The sequence below is a fragment of the Lentiprolixibacter sp. genome, assembly GCF_982873095.1.
The window spans coordinates 1-17,815 of record NZ_CEYNTP010000010.1; the positions used below are offsets into that span (position 1 = coordinate 1).

General features: G+C 46.2%; 9 protein-coding genes. 7 read left to right on the top strand and 2 right to left on the bottom strand.

The window, feature by feature from the left end:
- The 6 genes from AC4E7D_RS01455 to AC4E7D_RS01480 form a co-directional block, all read left to right on the top strand.
- The coding region (locus AC4E7D_RS01455) for an FG-GAP-like repeat-containing protein (RefSeq protein WP_490172025.1) at positions 1–1,623 on the top strand (1,623 nt) is incomplete at its 5' end.
- 2 nt (positions 1,624–1,625) lie between these two features.
- Positions 1,626–4,985: a VCBS repeat-containing protein gene (locus tag AC4E7D_RS01460; protein ID WP_490172026.1), complete on the top strand. Its 3,360-nt coding sequence runs from the start codon at positions 1,626–1,628 to the stop codon at positions 4,983–4,985.
- A complete protein-coding gene (locus tag AC4E7D_RS01465; protein WP_490172027.1) occupies positions 4,978–8,229 on the top strand; it encodes a VCBS repeat-containing protein in 3,252 nt (1,083 codons plus the stop codon). Before AC4E7D_RS01460 ends, AC4E7D_RS01465 begins: the two co-directional genes overlap by 8 nt.
- Before the next feature lie 6 nt (positions 8,230–8,235).
- Positions 8,236–9,579, top strand: coding sequence for a vanadium-dependent haloperoxidase (locus AC4E7D_RS01470; protein WP_490172028.1), 1,344 nt, complete (start codon positions 8,236–8,238; stop codon positions 9,577–9,579).
- 4 nt (positions 9,580–9,583) lie between these two features.
- Positions 9,584–10,480: a GyrI-like domain-containing protein gene (locus AC4E7D_RS01475; protein WP_490172029.1), complete on the top strand. Its 897-nt coding sequence runs from the start codon at positions 9,584–9,586 to the stop codon at positions 10,478–10,480.
- Positions 10,470–11,324, top strand: a complete 855-nt coding sequence (locus AC4E7D_RS01480) for a hypothetical protein (RefSeq protein ID WP_490172030.1) — start codon at positions 10,470–10,472, stop codon at positions 11,322–11,324. Before AC4E7D_RS01475 ends, AC4E7D_RS01480 begins: the two co-directional genes overlap by 11 nt.
- On the opposite strand, the gene AC4E7D_RS01485 is transcribed toward AC4E7D_RS01480, so the two are convergent.
- On the bottom strand, positions 11,321–15,004 hold the full coding sequence (locus tag AC4E7D_RS01485) for a metallophosphoesterase (protein ID WP_490172031.1): 3,684 nt from the start codon (positions 15,002–15,004) through the stop codon (positions 11,321–11,323). The two genes, AC4E7D_RS01480 and AC4E7D_RS01485, sit on opposite strands and share 4 nt — an antisense overlap.
- A gap of 38 nt (positions 15,005–15,042) precedes the next feature.
- Between AC4E7D_RS01485 and AC4E7D_RS01490 the strand changes: the two genes are divergently transcribed.
- Entirely contained in the window at positions 15,043–16,230 is a 1,188-nt protein-coding gene (locus AC4E7D_RS01490) for a Pycsar system effector family protein (protein ID WP_490172032.1), read from the top strand.
- 8 nt (positions 16,231–16,238) lie between these two features.
- Here AC4E7D_RS01490 and AC4E7D_RS01495 read toward each other — a convergent pair.
- Positions 16,239–17,815, bottom strand: a 1,577-nt coding sequence (locus tag AC4E7D_RS01495) for a GAF domain-containing protein (RefSeq protein WP_490172033.1), incomplete at its 5' end; no start/stop codon positions are given.

Below are 17,815 nucleotides of genomic sequence, written 5' to 3' on the forward strand. Positions count from 1 at the left end.
GGGTTAGGAAATATCAGTTTGGTGGATTCCCTGAAAGTTACCTGGCCTTCCGGGAACATGCAGGTGCTAAATAGTATTCAGGCCAATCAGGAGATTACCTTGATCGAGGAGGATGCAACTCAGGCTAAACCCGGCAGAAATGCCCCTTCGATGCTAGCCTCCACTATTGATGAGGAAATGCTGAATGGTTTAACCCATCGCGATCAGACCTCCATCGAGTTTAACCGAAATCCCCTGGTGCCTTATGCCAATACCAATGAAGGTCCCGCCCTGGGCGTGGCGGATGTCAACCGGGACGGTCTGGATGACGTGTTTATCGGAGGAGGAAAAAAACAGCCTTCAATGTTGCTGTTTCAGGACCCCGATGGCAACTTTACCCAACAGCAGGAATCCTTATTTGAAAAGGACGCCACCAGCGAGGATGTAGCCCAGGTATTTTTCGATGCCAATGGGGATGGATGGGTGGATCTATTGGTGGCCAGCGGGGGTAATGAATTTACATCCGGTGTACCCCTACAACCCAGGCTTTACTGGAACAAAAAAGGTAGTTTTAATAAGGACACCCTGCAATTCAAGAATGTTGAACTAAACGCTTCCCAGGTAGCCGCAATCGATTTTGATCAGGACGGGGACCTGGATATTACACTTACATCAGACCTGGTGCCTCATGAATATGGAAAGACACCTCGTCAGTATTTATTTGAAAATGATGGGGACGGGACATTCAGGGATGTAACCGCACTGAAAGTTCCTGGTTTCAATGAAGTGGGAAATGTAAAGGCCTTATGTTGGGCGGATGTGGATGGGAATTCCTATCCGGACTTAATTGTAGCAGGCCACTGGATGCCGCTGACGGTTTTCCTGAATAACGGGGAAACTCTTGAGAAAATGGAGGACAATGGATTAGAAAGTTCACATGGGTGGTGGAACACGGTGAAGGCTGCTGATTTCGACGCAGATGGGGACCTGGATCTTATCGCTGGTAATTTTGGGGAAAACAGTCTTCTGAAAGCCTCTGAGGAATCCCCGTTAACGCTCTACCGGCAGGATTTTGACGATAATGGCTCTGTTGAAACCCTGCTCACCTACTTCAGCGAAGGCAGGGAGACACCTTTAGCCTCTAAAGACGAACTTGTGAAGCAACTGCCCTACCTTAACAAGGAATACCTTTCCTACAACACCTACGCCAAGGCATCCTTAACAGAGGTATTTTCAAACGAAAAACTTAACTCAGCCGAAAAGAAATACGTCTACACTCTGAGCTCCCGCTATTTTGAGAATGATGGCACCGGAAATTTCATTCCCAGTGCACTTCCGAAGATGGCACAGGCCTCTGTAGTTCGGGACATTGCTATCAGAGACCTCAATAAAGACGGGTATTCTGATGTATTTCTGGTGGGAAATTTATACGAGATTAGCACCCAATTGGGTAGGATGGATGCAGGGCATGGTGTACTTTTGCAGAACGACAAGAAAGGAGGATTCCAGTGGGTGAAAGATACAGGATATACCTATTCCGGACCCGCCAGGAATATTAGTACCATTAAGATTAAAAATACGGACTATTGGATCATAGGCATAAATAATGCTCCCGTAGTTATGATAAACATAAACCAGAAATGAACATGAAATCGGGTTACCAAAAGTTATTTTTGGGCATCATCAGCTGTCTTGTTTTGGTTAGTTCCTGTGAGACAGGGCCAAAGGAGAATGCGGACAAGAAACCGGATACAAGCACTTTGTTCAGGCTTCTTCCTCCCCGGGAAACTGGGATCAACTTTATCAATGCCGTTGAAAACCAGAAGGATTTCAACATATTTAAGTACCGGAATTTTTATAACGGCGGTGGTGTAGCCATAGGTGACATCAATAATGATGGGCTTGCGGACATCTACCTGACCGGCAACATGGAACCCAACCGGCTCTATTTAAACAAAGGGGACTTTAAATTCGAAGATATCTCTGAAACCGCAGGGGTCATGGGTAATAAGCCCTGGTCTACCGGTGTGGTCATGGTGGATATTAACGAGGATGGATTGCTGGATATCTACGTCAGTAACGCCGGGAACCTGGAAGGCAATAACCACGATAATGATCTCTACATCAATAATGGCGACCTGACCTTTACAGAAAAAGCGGCAGAGTATAACCTGTCCAAAACCGGGTTTTCCACACATGCTTCCTTCTTTGATTACGACAAGGATGGGGACCTTGATGCCTATATCCTCAACAACAGCAATATCCCTGTGAGCAGTTTGGGGTATGCCGAACAGCGTGAAGTACGTGCACAGGACTGGGAAGGTGTCCCGGACATTTTTAAAGGGGTAGGCGATATGTTATTGCGCAATGATAATGGTAATTTTGTTGATGTCAGTGAAGACGCCGGCATTTACGGAAGCCTTATCGGGTTTGGCCTGGGGGTAATGGTAACCGACATCAATAAGGACCTCTACCCGGACATCTACGTTTCCAATGACTTCTACGAACGCGATTACCTCTACATAAACAATCAGGATGGCACGTTCACAGAGGACATAAAGAATTGGACGTCACACCTGTCATTATCTGCCATGGGAATTGATATGGCGGATATCAACAACGACGGGCATGCTGAAATCTTCATTACTGACATGCTGCCTGAACCCGAAGAGCGCGTAAAATCCGTGATGGAATTTGAAGGATACGATGTTTTCCGGCTCAAACAAAGCAAGGATTTCTATCAACAATATATCCAGAATACCCTGCAATTAAATAACGGCAACGGATCTTTTTCCGAAGTGGCCTATTTCAGTGGGGTGGATGCAACAGACTGGAGCTGGGCCGGCTTGATTTTCGATATGGACAATGACGGGCTGCGTGACATTTTTGTCACCAATGGTATCAACCACGACCTCACTGACCTTGATTTTGTGGACTTCTTTGCCAATGAGATCATCCAGAAAATGGCCCTTACCGGGAGAAAGGAATCCATCGATTCCATTATCGCGAAAATGCCGATCAAGCCCCAACCCAACTACGCCTATCGGAACAATGGGGACATCACCTTTGACAACGCTAATAAAGACTGGGGTTTTGAATTGCCTAGCCTTTCTAACGGGGCGGCCTATGGCGACCTGGATAACGACGGCGACCTGGACCTGGTGGTAAACAATGTGAACATGGAATCCTTTGTTTATGAAAACCTCACAGATGAGCAAAAAGAACACAACTATATCAAACTAAAGTTCGAGGGAACCGGCAAAAACAAATTTGCCATTGGCACCACGGCTTTGTTGTATTATGACGATAATACGGTCTTGCAGGAACTCATGCCGTTCCGTGGTTTCCAGTCATCCATGGATTACGTAATGACCATAGGTTTGGGAAAAACGCAGACCCTGGATTCCATCCGGATCATCTGGCCGGATGACCGTACCCAAAAAATGGAAAATGTACCGGCCAATCAGTTCCTGACATTTACCCATTCAGAAGCGCTTCCCTCCTACATCCCACCAAAACCAGAGAAGGTTATTCCTTTGATACGGGAAATACCAAACAGGCAATTAATAACCCACGAAGAGAACACCTATAATGATTTTGATTATGAAGGCTTGATCTATAACCTGCTTTCCCAGGAGGGCCCGTCCCTGGCTACAGCAGATGTCAATGGGGACGGTCACGAGGATGTTTTCATCGGAGGGGCTAAAGAGCAACCGGGAACCCTTTACCTGCATCAGGGCAATGGGCGATTGAAAACCACAGAACAACGCGCATTTGAGACTGACCGGAACTTTGAAGATACGGCTGCCGCATTTCTCGATGCGGATGGCGATGGGGATATGGATTTAATTGTAGGTAGTGGCGGCAACCAGGTGGGAGATGAAAAGGCCTACAGGGCCCGGCTTTACCTTAATAACGGCATGGGTTCGTTTGAACGTTCGGCAGAACAATTACCTACTACCTTCAAGAATATATCTGTAATTGCTCCTCAGGACTTTGACGGGGACGGGGATCAGGATGTCTTTATCGGCTCCAGGAGTGTTGTGGGTACCTATGGTGTAAATCCGGACCACCTTTTCCTGGAAAATGATGGCAATGGTGTTTTTAACGACGCTACAGAGCGACTTGCTTACGACCTCAAAGACGAGGGCATGGTTACCGATGCCACCTGGACAGATGTGGATGGGGATGGAAAAAAAGACCTGCTCACCGTATCAGAATGGGGCACGCCCAGAATTTATAAAAATTCAGGGCGCAGGTTATCATTTATGGCCTCTTCACTGGACAGCCTGAGCGGCTGGTGGAATGTGGTGGAAGCAGCAGACCTGGATAATGACGGGGACCAGGATTTGATCCTGGGGAATCAGGGGACCAACCTTCACTACAAACCTTCGCCGGATAATCCCATGAAGATATGGATCAACGATTTTGACAACAACGGGACTATTGAACAGATCGTGACCCAGCATTCAGAGGGAAGGGATTACCCCATCCACCAGAAAAAAGAACTCACCAATCAGATGGTGTCCCTTAAAAAACAAAACCTCAAAGCATCAGAATACGCCAGACGGAGTATTGACCAACTCTTTCCCGAGGAGATATTTTCCATGTCTATTGTCAAGGAAGTGGCTTATGCCCAATCTGTAATTGCCATTAATGATGGGAACGGTGCGTTCAGGATCCAGGCCTTACCCAGCAGAGTACAGCTTTCCTGCGTTTGTGGGATCAGCTGTGAAGACCTCAATGGAGATGGCTACCTGGACCTCATCATGGGAGGCAACAATTTTGAGTATAAACCCCAGTTTTCCCGCCTTGATGCAGGTTACGGAAATGTCTTACTGAACGATGGGCAGATGGGCTTCACCTGGCAGGAGTACAACAAAAGCGGGTTCTTTGTGAGAGACGAAATCAAACACCTGGAATCCTTTACAGATAAGAACGGAAAACGTTTCGTTCTGGCTGCCATCAATGATAACAAACCCAAGATTTATGCCCTCGATGAGTAGCAGATTTGTAAGCGTTTTTATTGTATTGCTGGTTATCTTCTCCTGTAAAAAGGAAGGGGAGCTTTTCAAGAACCCCGATCCGGAAACCACGGGAATACATTTCATCAACCAGCTCACGGAGAAAGACGACCTGAATATCCTGGACTACCTGTATTTCTATAATGGAGGAGGTGTGGCCATAGGCGACATCAACGGGGACGAATTGCCAGATATTTTCCTTGCCGGAAATCAGGTGCAGAACCGGCTATATATCAATAAGGGCAACCTGAAGTTCGAGGACATCACCGACTGGGCCCAGGTAGCTGGTAAAAGCACCTGGAACACAGGGGCGGTAATGGGGGACGTCAACGGGGATGGACTGCTTGATATATATGTTTGTGCCGTAGTAGGGCTCAAGGGTTTTACCGGCCATAATGAGCTTTTCATCAACAATGGGAACTCCACATTCACGGAACGTTCTGCCGAATACGGACTTGATTTTGACACCTTCAGCTCCTCAGCGGCATTTCTGGATTACGACCTTGACGGCGACCTGGACCTCTACCTCTTAAACCATGCCGTACATACGGAGGAATCCTTCGGCAGGGTGGATTTACGTTATAAACGTAGTTATCAGACCGGAGATAAATTGCTGCGGAATGATGGGGACACCTTTACCGATGTAAGCGAAGACGCAGGGATCTACGGGGGGATCAATGGCTACGGCCTTGGGGTTGCAGTATCTGATTTCAACCAGGATGGCTATCCGGACATTTATGTAGGCAACGATTTCCATGAAGACGATTACTATTACCTCAACAACGGCGACGGGACCTTTACCGAAAGCCTGAAAGACTATTTTGGCCATACCACCCGTTTTTCGATGGGTAACGACGTTGCCGATATCAACCACGACGGATGGCCCGATATCCTTTCCCTGGACATGCTTCCAGAAAGTGAGCTTGTGCTTAAATCCTCCGAAGGCGATGACAACGTTCAGACCCAGCGTATGCGGATCAACCGCTACGGCTACCACTACCAGTTCACCAGGAACATGCTCAACATCAACAGGCCAGGCACCTATTATGCGGAAACGGCCCTGCAAAGTGGTATTGCGGCAACGGACTGGACCTGGAGTGCCCTTTTCGGGGATTATGACCAGGATGGGGAACAGGACCTTTTTGTTTCCAATGGTATTCCCAAAAGGCCCAACGACCTGGATTTTATAAGGTTTGTATCTGATGAACAGATCAAGAAGAAAATAAGCAATACCAAACTGGTAGATCAGGAAGCCCTCGATATGATGCCCACAGGCGTAGTAAACAACTATTACTTTAAGGGCAAGGGCCCGGCTTTTGAAGACCTTTCGGCATCAGCCATTAAACAGGATACCCTCATCTCCGGGGCTACGGCATATGCTGACCTTGATCTGGATGGGGACCTGGACCTGGTAACCAACAACCTGTTCCGGGAGGCCCGGTTATATATCAATCAAACTGACGATAAAGCCAATTACCTGAAGATTAAATTTCAGCATACGGCCCCCAATACCCAGGGGATAGGGACAAAGGTGTTTTCTTATCACAATGGACAGTTGCAATACAGAGAACTTTATACGGTTAGGGGATTTCAGGCCTCTTCAGAGCCCATACTTCATTTTGGTTATGGGAAAACAGAGGTGGTAGATTCCCTGAAAATTATCTGGCCAGACAAGACCTATCAGACCCTGGCAAATGTACCGGTTAATCAAACCCTGACCCTTAAACCCGGGAATCCCAAACCTTTTGATTACACATCACTCCTGCCCGAAAAAGCAGCTCTCTTTGAAAAAGTTTCGGGAAACCTGGGCATTGATTTTACACATACAGAAGACAATTATGTAGATTTTAACCGTCAGAAATTGATTCCCTATCAAATCTCGGATCGCGGGCCTGCACTTGCTATTGGTGATCTCAACACAGACGGGAAAGAAGATATTTACTTCGGGGGGTCCAAATTTTACCCCTCACAGGTTTTTCTGCAGGGAGACACGACCTATACTTCTATCGAATATGCCGAGATCAAAAACGATTCTGTAATTGAAGAAACCTCGGCGGTAATCGAGGATTTTAACAAAGATGGCAGAGCAGATCTCTTCCTGGGTACAGGAGGTGGCGATTTTTTTAATCAAAGCAGTCCGCTTCTTGACCGCTATTTTGTTCAGAAAGACAGCACCTTTGAGCGCACCTCACTACCCCAATACTACGAGCATGCCTCAGTAGTACAGCCCCATGATATTGATGGGGATGGGGATCTCGACCTCTTTGTGGGGAACTATACGCGTTCCAACGATTTTGGGAAAATCCCCCCCTCCTATCTTCTGCAAAATGACGATGGTGTCTTTACCCTAATAGAAAATGAGGTGTTATCTACCTTGGGGATGATAACAGATGCCAGCTGGACCGACCTGGATGGGGATGGAGAAGAAGAACTGGTGGTCGTAGGGGAATGGATGGCGCCAAGGTTCTTCAGAAATGAGGAGGGTAAGCTTGCCGAGTTAGAGCTGCTCGACAAGTCTGTATCGGGCTTATGGCAAACGGTCATTGCACATGACATAGATGGCGATGGTGACCAGGACCTGCTCCTTGGAAACTGGGGAAGCAATTCCAAATTCAAGGCCTCAGAGAAATATCCCTTGAGGATGTACTATGGCGATTTTGACGCTAATGGCAGTACAGAAACCCTTGTTACCCTTCCGAAAAATGGTAATTACTATCCCCTGGAAGGACTGGATGGCCTCTCGGGACAATTGGAAAGCCTGAGAAAAAAGTTCAACAACTATCGTTCTATGGCTGGCAAAACCATCGAAGAGATCCTTGAACCCGAGCAACTCCGGAAAGGAAAACGCTATGAAGTAAATGAACTCAGGTCAGGTATCCTGGAGAATGTTGAGGGCAGTTTTCACTTTGTACCCTTCGAACCTGAGCTGCAGCTTGCTCCCATTACCGCCTTCCTGGCCTTTGATTTCGATCAGGACGGCCGGCAGGAAGTCCTGGCAGGTGGTAACTATTTTGGCGTGAAGCCTTATCACGGCCGCTTCGGATCCTTTCCCGGAGCTATGATTGCCGGTAAAAATGACGTAATTTTGGGCCATGAGATGGGGATGGACCTGTCCCAGAAATCTGTCCGGCATCTCAGCCTGATTCGCTTGCAAGGAAAACCTTATGTATTGGTTACCTACAACAACGAGAAGGCAGAAGTATATCAAATAACAAATCAAAATTGATCTGATATGAAAAAATTGAGTTTATGGATCCTGCTTGCACTGCTGGTCGCTTGTGAAACTGAGCAGGAACCCATTGTCGTATCGGAAGAAGCCCTGCATAGTGCAGTTGACCAGGTGACAGACATCATGGTCCACGATATTTTCTCTCCCCCTGTAGCGAGCAGGATCTACGCCTACCCGAACATTGCAGCCTATGAAATTGTAGCCCTGAACAATGACGATTATAATTCCCTTGCGGGTCAGGCGCGGGACCTAACCCCCATTCCACAACCGGAAGCGGGTACCTCAGTGAATTATCCCCTGGCCGCACTGATCGCTCATATGGATGTTAGCCGGAGGTTGATATTTTCAGAAGACAAGATCAAAACGTTCCGTGACAGCCTTTACGGAATTTGGGAAGCCCAGAACAGAAAAGAGTTTAATGCCTCCAGGGATTATGGCCTGGCAGTAGCTGAGCATATCGCCGCCTGGATGGACCAGGACAACTACAAACAAACGCGGACCATGCCTAAGTTCACGGTAGACACAGACGATCCTTCGCGTTGGCAACCTACCCCGCCAGCTTACATGGATGGGATTGAACCGCACTGGAATAAGATCAGGCCTTTCGTGATCGATTCGGCAGGGCAATTCAAGCCTGAGCCACCGCCTCCTTTTTCCATGGAAGAAGGATCCGACTTTTACAAAGAGGTACGGGAAGTGTACGACATCAGTAACGAAATCACAGAAAAGGGAGATAGCTCAGAGGAAATCGAAATTGCACAGTTCTGGGATTGTAACCCCTATGTTTCCGTAACGCGCGGTCACCTGATGTTTGCCACTAAAAAAATTACCCCAGGGGCACACTGGATTGGCATCGTGAAGATCGCTACCAGGAAAGCAAATAACAATTTTGACGACACGCTCTATGCCTATACCAAGACATCAATTGCGATTGCCGATGCATTTATCAGCTGCTGGGATGAAAAATACAGGAGCAATCTGATACGGCCCGAGACCCTGATCAACCAGCACTTTGACGACAACTGGAAACCGGTGTTGCAGACTCCACCTTTTCCGGAATATACCAGTGGCCATAGTGTGGTTTCGGGTGCTGCAGCAATTGCCCTTACTGATATATTTGGAGATAATTTTGCCTTTGATGACGATACCGAGATCCGTTACGGACTTCCGGTGAGAAGTTTTAATTCGTTCAATGAAGCAGCGGATGAAGCCGCCATAAGCAGAATGTATGGTGGCATTCACTACAGGACCGCTGTGGAAATTGGCGTGAAACAAGGCCGTGATCTTGGAAAATTTGTCATCGATAACCTGAACATGAAAAACAAGTCAGCCCTGGCTTCAAATTAATGCTATGAAAAAGTTTGGACTCCTGGCAGGAACCGCATTGGTTCTGGCATTACTCTGGTATTTGTTTTTATATCCGGCAGACTACAGGGTACGTATGCAGGTGAAAACCTTTCCTGGTACTATTGCGCAAACCCTGAAACTCTGGGATTCTACCCTCCCCAACGCAGAACTTACCAAAAAGGAGGGACTGCTTAATTTTACACAGGAACTTGTTTTTGGTGATTCTGTTCATGTGTACCAATGGGAAATTCACCCGGTACACGACTCCCTTTCTGAGATTTATGTATACGCAAAGGACAAACAGCACAGCCTGAAAAATAAATTCACCGTTCCTTTTTCGGAAACCGGGTTCGAAAAGCGTACAGAAGAAACCCTGCTGGATTTTTTGAGCAGCCTGGATGAACATATCAAAAGCTTCCAGGTTAACGTCCTGGGGGAAAGTGAATTTCCAGGAAAGTACTGTGCATGTACCCAGCTGCGCACTACACAGTTTGGGAAAGCAGATGGGATGATGCGGGATTATCCCTTCCTCAGCAGTGTCCTCGTGAACAACGGCCTTCAACTTGATGGCCCGCCCATTGTACAACTTACCAAATGGGACCGAGAAAACGACCAGATCGAATACAACTTTTGCTTTCCCATCATACAGCAGGCTTCCCTTCCGTTTATCAAGGAAATTCAATATCTTGAATTAGCACCAAAAAAGGCGCTAAAAGCCGAATACAATGGGAATTACCTCACTTCGGACCGTGCCTGGTATGCCCTGTTGGATTATGCCGAAAAAAACAATTTGAAGGTAGCAGGCCTGCCCATAGAGGTCTTTTACAACAACCCCACAATGGGTGGGGATGCCCTGCAATGGAAAGCAGAAATCTATATGCCCCTGGAAGATGCGTTATAGCCTCTTTGTAGCTTTATTACCAGTGCTGATGATGATGTGTGCTCAGTATGGGAAGCTCACCCTTATTGCAGACCTTCCAAAGAAGCTCAATGAAACTTCAGGCATGGTCACAGTAGACGGAGAAGCCCTCTGGCTCATAGAGGATAGCGGCAATGCCGACAAGATCTATAAAGTTGATCTTTCCGGGAAACTGCTAAGGGTTTTAAAGGTGAAAGATGCCAGGAACAAGGACTGGGAGGCATTAGCCCAGGACCCTTCAGGGAATTTGTATATCGGTGATTTTGGCAACAATGACAACGAACGCGAAGACCTCGTGGTTTATAAAACCCCGGATCCGGACAAGGAAAAGGGGGACAAAATCGATTCTGAAGCCATTCATTTCAAATACCCGGAACAGAAAAAATTCCCCCCGAAAAGAAAAGATTTCCTTTACAATGCGGAAGCCCTGTTTTATTTGAATGGGTTTCTATATATCGTCAATAAAGACATGACACGCCCTTTTGTAGGAGAAGCCAGGATCTACCGGGTACCGGCAATTCCAGGAAAATACAAGGCAGAGCTCGTCGGGGTGATCCCTACCTGTGACGACTCACGCAGATGTACCATTACCGGGGCAGATATTTCCCCGGATGGGAAAACATTGGTGATGTTGAGTTATGGCCAACTTTGGGTAGTAAAGGATTTTAAAGGTGATGACTTTACATCAGGTACTATTCAACAGATAGATCTGGGAGCAAGCACACAATTGGAAGCGGTTTCCTTCAAAGATAACCAGACCTTGCTCCTGTCTGATGAATGGAGCGGGGGTTCCGGGATGAATTTGTATACCTATACGCTGAACTAAAAACCAAATCCTATTGCAAAGGCAAACCTCAGCCCGTCTTCACTATTGAAAAGGGAGATACTCCCCCCAATAAGATCTGCAGCGTTGATAAAGAAACCTCCCCCTACAGAAGTATTCCACTGCTCATCGTTAAAGGAGGGATTCAGAAGTAAATCGTCATCCACCCAGACCCGGCCAACATCAAAACCGCCAAATAATCCGGTTTCAATGGGGAATACCCCCGTCTTTTTTCTGCCGAAATTCCATCTCAGGTCCGAGCTTTGATAAAAAGCATTCTTTCCGGTGAAGCGCTGGAATCGATATCCCCTTAGCCCATCGTTACCCCCAATACTGGCCGCCTGGTAAAATTCGAAATCGTCACTAAAATTGAGATGTGCCCTGGACCGTGTTGCAAAAACAAGGTCCCCGGAGGGCACCAGGCGATACGCAACATCCAGTGAAGGGATGAAATAGGCAAATCCGTTGGAGTTGTCCAGGTTGTGCGTATACCCGAATCGCATCATAAACTTCATCCCCAGGGTTGGGAAGGCGGGGTTGTCACTGTTTTGGAAAACATAGGACGCTTCTGTATTGATAAAGGAATTCTTGTTATCCGAAGGAAAAGCTGCTGTGTAGGTTTCAATAAACCGCCCTGCGGTTTCTTCCACTTCAAAGGATTGATAGTTGACCCCAATATTAAGAATTCCGCCGTGTTCACCGCGGTGAACCAGTCCTGTTCCAAAACTCAGAGTACCCAGCTTAACACGATTGTAATCCAGGTTAAAATTATCATCATCTTCGGCATTTGGGTTTATGGTAGAATTACCATAACCGAAGAAGTTCCTGGCAAAATTCGGACTGGTAAATTCTGCCCCGAATGTAAGGTTCCAGGAACCCAGGACATTGGCAAATTCACCCTTATAAGACAACTCAAATCCACTTGTAGCAGTGTAGAAAAAGCTGCTAATGATGTGCTGAGAAGTAAACGGATTGCGCTCAAATCCATTCTTAGTAAAAGTATTGGTGAGTCCTACTTTTAAGCCATCATCCGGATTCCCTCCTATGCCCGGGATGAGCACATTGGAGTTAAACCTGGGCTTTTTATAATCATAATTATTGGTTTCATAATCGTTCCGTATATGCTTTGTCCCCTTACTGGTTGTAAATATATTGGGCTTGTTCCTGAAATCGTAGATGTGTACTTTCCGCCCGTTCCTTACCTCATATTCATCCTTATTCTGCCCCCCTATCAAACGTATTTTGATCAGGCCATCTCCCTTGCCGTCCACATAAAAGTGGTCATCATCATCCAGGGCGTAAATCCAAATCTCCCTGGTGCTTTCACGATTGTACACCCGGTCATGGATCACGTCAGCCTTCTCACCATCCTTGATGCGATAGCCTACCACCCTGGTTTCCCCACCAGGCATGCGGGTCACATCGAACCAATCGTCCTTATCGGTTCCTGTTACAACAGCATATTTATTCACTACATCAGCATACCTGCCGGCAATGTCGATAATATTGGCCCTTCGCCCTTTTAATTTTTGTTTGATGTCTTCAAGGGAAGCATCCTGAACTTCCCCAGGTACTTTTTGGAATGCGGTTTCAATTACCACATCAGTTAAGTGCTCCTGAATAAAAGCAGCCTCTTCCAACCATACAGATTTGCCTGAATTACCCACAAGTGCAACGTCCAGCGGATAAGGCTCCAGGTTCATCCAATCCACATTTTTCAATTCGTGATCATAGGAATCCAGAAGACGAATTGGCGGAACCAGGGCTGTTGCCAATCCCAATATAAAACCATCATCCATTCGTGAAAATGCCTGGTCCCGGTCGCGCGGTACAGGTCGGTACAAGGTAGTATCCCCTTTTTCAAACAAGGCCCAGCGCCATTGATCCTGATGCCGGTCCCAGTCTCCAATCAGCATATCAAAAACCCGGGCGCGGATATAGGCCTGTTCGTCTACCTTATGTTCCTCGTCTTTTCGCATTTCATCCAGCATGTCATGGGTGCTGATCAGCTCATCGGAATACCCAAAACTTGGATTGTTCCCATGACCATCTGCGGCACGCTCTTCTATCATATAGAGGGCATCCCCGAATTCGTCATTGAACCTGCCAATGGCCTTTTGTTTGGGCACGTAGTAAAGCCTGGGATTGGTGTGATAGATGCCCACTGCATCTGATAACTCCCCCATAGTAAGGAAGGTATAAGGATGGGACGCAGTAAAGACATCCATGACCAGGGCCTCTGTACCGGTATTTTTGAATTCTTCCTTTACAAATTGGTCTTTGAAGGCCACGGCCTGTATGTACCGAACTGCATTTTTCCGAATAGCACGCATTATAAATTCACGCCCTTCAGGATCTTCAAAACGCACAGAATTCGATTGGTTTCCACCCCCTTTGCGTACCGGGGTCAGGCCGCCAAACAAGGTGTCCAGATTTACGGTAGGCACTTCAATTTCCCTGCTGAATTGTGCCCTGTACCTTTCGCCCCATAGCCATTTGTAGAAACCGGATTTATCAGTTTCTGATGCTTCATATACAGCGCTCTTTACTTTTTCCGGAAAGGGGTTGAAAGTAAATTCTTTTTCTTTGTACTTCTCAAAGACAGCGCTTTCATAGACGAGGGTATTATCTGAAGTGTAAAAGCGTACATAGGAAGAGCCGTCAGTAAAGACGTCCAAACGGGCATATCCCTGGGCGCCATAGCTAAACTTACCGTAGCCCACATTTCGGGTGGGATTGATCTTTGACCCGGAACCACTGACGATTTGTTTTAAGTTTTGATCAACCAGGTACTGCAAATTGTGTTCATGTCCGGAAACAAAAACTACTTTATTGTTTTCCCTGGACAAGGTAATGATCCGATCCTTGAATTCTGTATATCGCCTGTGCTGCTGATCTGCCGGAGAAACCCCTCCCGTTTTTCGAACTACGTTTTTGAGTGTTCCCAGGCCGGGTAGCGGGGTTAAATGAGACTTAAAAGAGTATTGCCCGCCATGAGGGCCATTGGTATACATTGGATGGTGGATAGCAACGATGGTAGTCTTCCCCCTGGCCTTTTTAATGAGGCTTCCGTACTCATCAAAGAACCGGTTCCGGCTCCTGATCTCACAATCATCGTTGATGGTAGGGAATTTATCCCATTTGGCCAGATACCACTCGGAATCAACTATAATCAGGACCACCTCCTCACTGATATCTACCTTGGTAATGGGACAACCATTTTCCGGAAGAAAGCTGTCTTTACCCAACAGTTCCTCCACAAATTCTTCCTGCCGCTTTAGCCCCCTGGGTCCATCACTGTACCAGTCGTGATTCCCGGGAATAAATATGGTCCTGCCCTTAAATTTTTCAGATACTTCCGCCTGGGCTTTTAATCTATGTTCCGCCAGGGCCCTTCCTTTTTCCTTTTTCTTGGGTAGTCCATGAGGATAAATATTATCGCCGAGATAGAGTAATGTGCTTTTATCAGGGGCCCGGTCTAAGATCCTCTGCAGGCCCAATAGGGCATCAGATTTAGTTCCCAGTGGAGAATTGCCGGCATCACCAACGAGATAAAAACTGTGTTCAAGTGTTTTGCCGGGATATTTGGAAATCCTGGTCGGTTCTTTGAACTGCGGCTGATAAGTGGCACATCCCACCGCTATCAACAGCAGGAGCAGGCTGTAATGTTTTCTGATCTTCAACGTCAAAATTTCGTAATTTGGATCTTCAATACTATAGTATGTCGGATATACTGGAAAAAACTGAACATTTCGTGGTGGATTTATTGACGCATCAACTGGATCCTAACTACCGCTATCACAACCTCAAACATACCCAACGTGTAGTTAAAAGTACCAAAGAATTATTGAATCACCATGAAATGCCGGACGATGAAAAAGAAGCTCTGATCCTTACGGCCTGGCTCCATGATACCGGTTATACTAAGGGCTCCGAGGACCACGAAAAAAGCAGTTGTGGTATCGCCAGGGAATTTCTTGAAAAAGAGGGGGCAGATCCCAAGCTCATCGCCAAAGTAGAAACCTATATCATGGCTACGAAACGCTACTACCAGCCCGTGTCCCTTCAGGAGGAAATCATCCGGGATGCCGATTGCTCCCATTTTGGCAAAAAGACCTATTGGGAAACGGCGGAAGAACTGAAAGCAGAGTTGGAATTACTCGGCATTGCCCGTTATAACAGTCAGGAATGGCTGGAGGAGAACATCGATTTTTTCCAGGAAGAGCATGAATTCTATACCGATTATGCCAAGGAGCAGTGGCAACCCGGTAAGGATAAAAACCTCAGCAAGCTGATCAAGGAAAAAAAGACAGAAAAGGAAATTGCCAAAAAAGAGAAGCTGAAAGCAAAATATAAGAGGGAAAGCCCGGACCGGGGTATTCAAACCTTGTATCGGGTAACCTTAAAAAACCACCTAACCCTCAGTAATATTGCCGATACCAAGGCCAACATCCTGCTTTCGGTAAATGCAATAATTATTTCATTAGCCTTATCTAATCTGATCCCTAAACTGGATAACCCATCTAATTATTATTTGATCTATCCCACGGTCATCTTTGTAGTTTTTAGTGTAGTATCTATGGTGCTGGCCGTACTGGCTACAAGACCCAATGTTACCCGTGGGAAATTCACCATGGAAGATGTAAAACAAAAGAAGGTGAATCTGCTCTTTTTTGGGAATTTCCATAAGATGAAACTAGATGAATATGAATGGGCGATCTCGGAATTGGTTAAGGATAAAGAGTATATCTACTCCTCCCTTACCAAAGACCTGTATTTCCTGGGATTGGTCCTCAACAAGAAGTACAACATCCTGCGATGGACCTACACCATCTTTATGATCGGAATTATTGTATCTGTGATTTCCTTCGGGATTGCCTTTAAATACTTCGGGCCTGATCGAATCTAACAACTGCGTTAAGCCTCCAATTCCTTAACGAGTTCCTCGTAAGTATAGGTTTTTTCGAGCTCTTTCCCTTTGTGGTAGAGGATTTCTGCACGGATGGCTTTTAGGCCGGAAACGCCCTGTAACCCCTCAAGTTCTACAATCTCGATATTGTTCGTGAAATATCCTTTTGATTTCAGGAAACGTATGTACCGGAGGTACTCCAGTTCGTCTTCCTTTTGCGAATAGACAATAACCATTTTACCGCTTTGGGTAACCCGTTCGTTGGTGCCTTTGATATAGGATTTGTCGATTCTCTTCTTGATAATCTCATACCGGGCATTATAGGTGCCGTCTACATCAAAGCGCTTTTCATCCATCCGGAACCGGATAGAGAGAGAGGTGTTATAAACCAGAATTAAGGAAGCTACATCCAGCTTTACTGGTAATTCGGCCTTCAGATTGTAATAACGGTTTTCCATCTCCACCATGGTCTGTAACTGCCACAGGCGTAAATTATTCAGGAACAATTTATTAAATCTTTTATCCCCGGAGATCGATTCCCCTATATACATATTGTGCTCTACTCCATCGGTCTTATACCGCTCAAAATAATGTGGGAACATCTCCTGTGCGGCAAGCTGTTTTTGATCCAAAACCTCAGCCAATTCCTGGTTGATAAGCATCACACTCTCATCGTAATTCTTGCGATGATCGTAATAGGTTCCCGTACGTTTATCTATTGTGGCCTCATACGCGCTAACCAGTTCCCTTAACTGGTCATCCTGATCTATTAGGTAGCGGAATACTGGCAGAACCTGCTCCTGTATAAAGTTGAATACTGCCTGTTCACTATTGGTGTGCAATACTTCCTTGATGTCATCCACATGGATTTTTACCCGATACATGAGCTCCTCGTAGATGGGTAATTTGTATTTCTCGTATGCGCTTTGAAGGACCTGGTTGATCGCCGTGAGTTGAATCATTAAGTCTCGCTGTATGGCTTCATTCCGGGCCCTGGAAGAGCTCCTGATGTCTACCTGGCCATAAAGAGGATGAACCTTGTCAAAGACGATCTCCTTAAAAGTAGGTTTGTTCCCCTGTAGCTGATCTGTAATAAATTGTTGGGCTTCTTCACGAAATTTCCAGTAAACCGATTCATGTACTGATGTGCATTCGTTTTGGATCACAGCATCAATAAGGTTGGCTTCCTCAATTTTGGATCGTACGACGGCAGAGACAATATAGGGCATTACGTCATCCAGCTTGGTGGCATTTACCCCATTGAGTTCATTCTTTACCGTAGAAACAATTTCCAAAACCCCCAACAGCTCGCCATTCGAGGCAATCGGTGCCAGAATAGCGCTTTTAAATCCCTGCTCATATAAGGGTTTGTAAGGTGCCATACCTTCAGACTGGGTATAGTTTTTGTCAATATCCGGGATGGCGAAATAGGTATTTTGCTTTAAAAGCTTTTCGTAAGAACCCTTGCACAAAGCTTCATCGCAAACCTCTGTTTCCTTATCGTGAAGCAGAAAACTATTCATCTTCTTTCCGTGGACCTTCTTAAAGTAATTTGCCTTAGGATTATACGTCACAAACCCAACCT

Excerpts from the sequence above, each read along its gene's own strand:
- AC4E7D_RS01490 (WP_490172032.1), top strand. The coding sequence starts at position 15,043 with ATGTCGGATATACTGGAAAAAACTGAACATTTCGTGGTGGATTTATTG.
- AC4E7D_RS01460 (WP_490172026.1), top strand. The coding sequence starts at position 1,626 with ATGAAATCGGGTTACCAAAAGTTATTTTTGGGCATCATCAGCTGTCTT.
- AC4E7D_RS01475 (WP_490172029.1), top strand. The coding sequence starts at position 9,584 with ATGAAAAAGTTTGGACTCCTGGCAGGAACCGCATTGGTTCTGGCATTA.
- AC4E7D_RS01480 (WP_490172030.1), top strand. The coding sequence starts at position 10,470 with ATGCGTTATAGCCTCTTTGTAGCTTTATTACCAGTGCTGATGATGATG.
- AC4E7D_RS01465 (WP_490172027.1), top strand. The coding sequence starts at position 4,978 with ATGAGTAGCAGATTTGTAAGCGTTTTTATTGTATTGCTGGTTATCTTC.
- AC4E7D_RS01470 (WP_490172028.1), top strand. The coding sequence starts at position 8,236 with ATGAAAAAATTGAGTTTATGGATCCTGCTTGCACTGCTGGTCGCTTGT.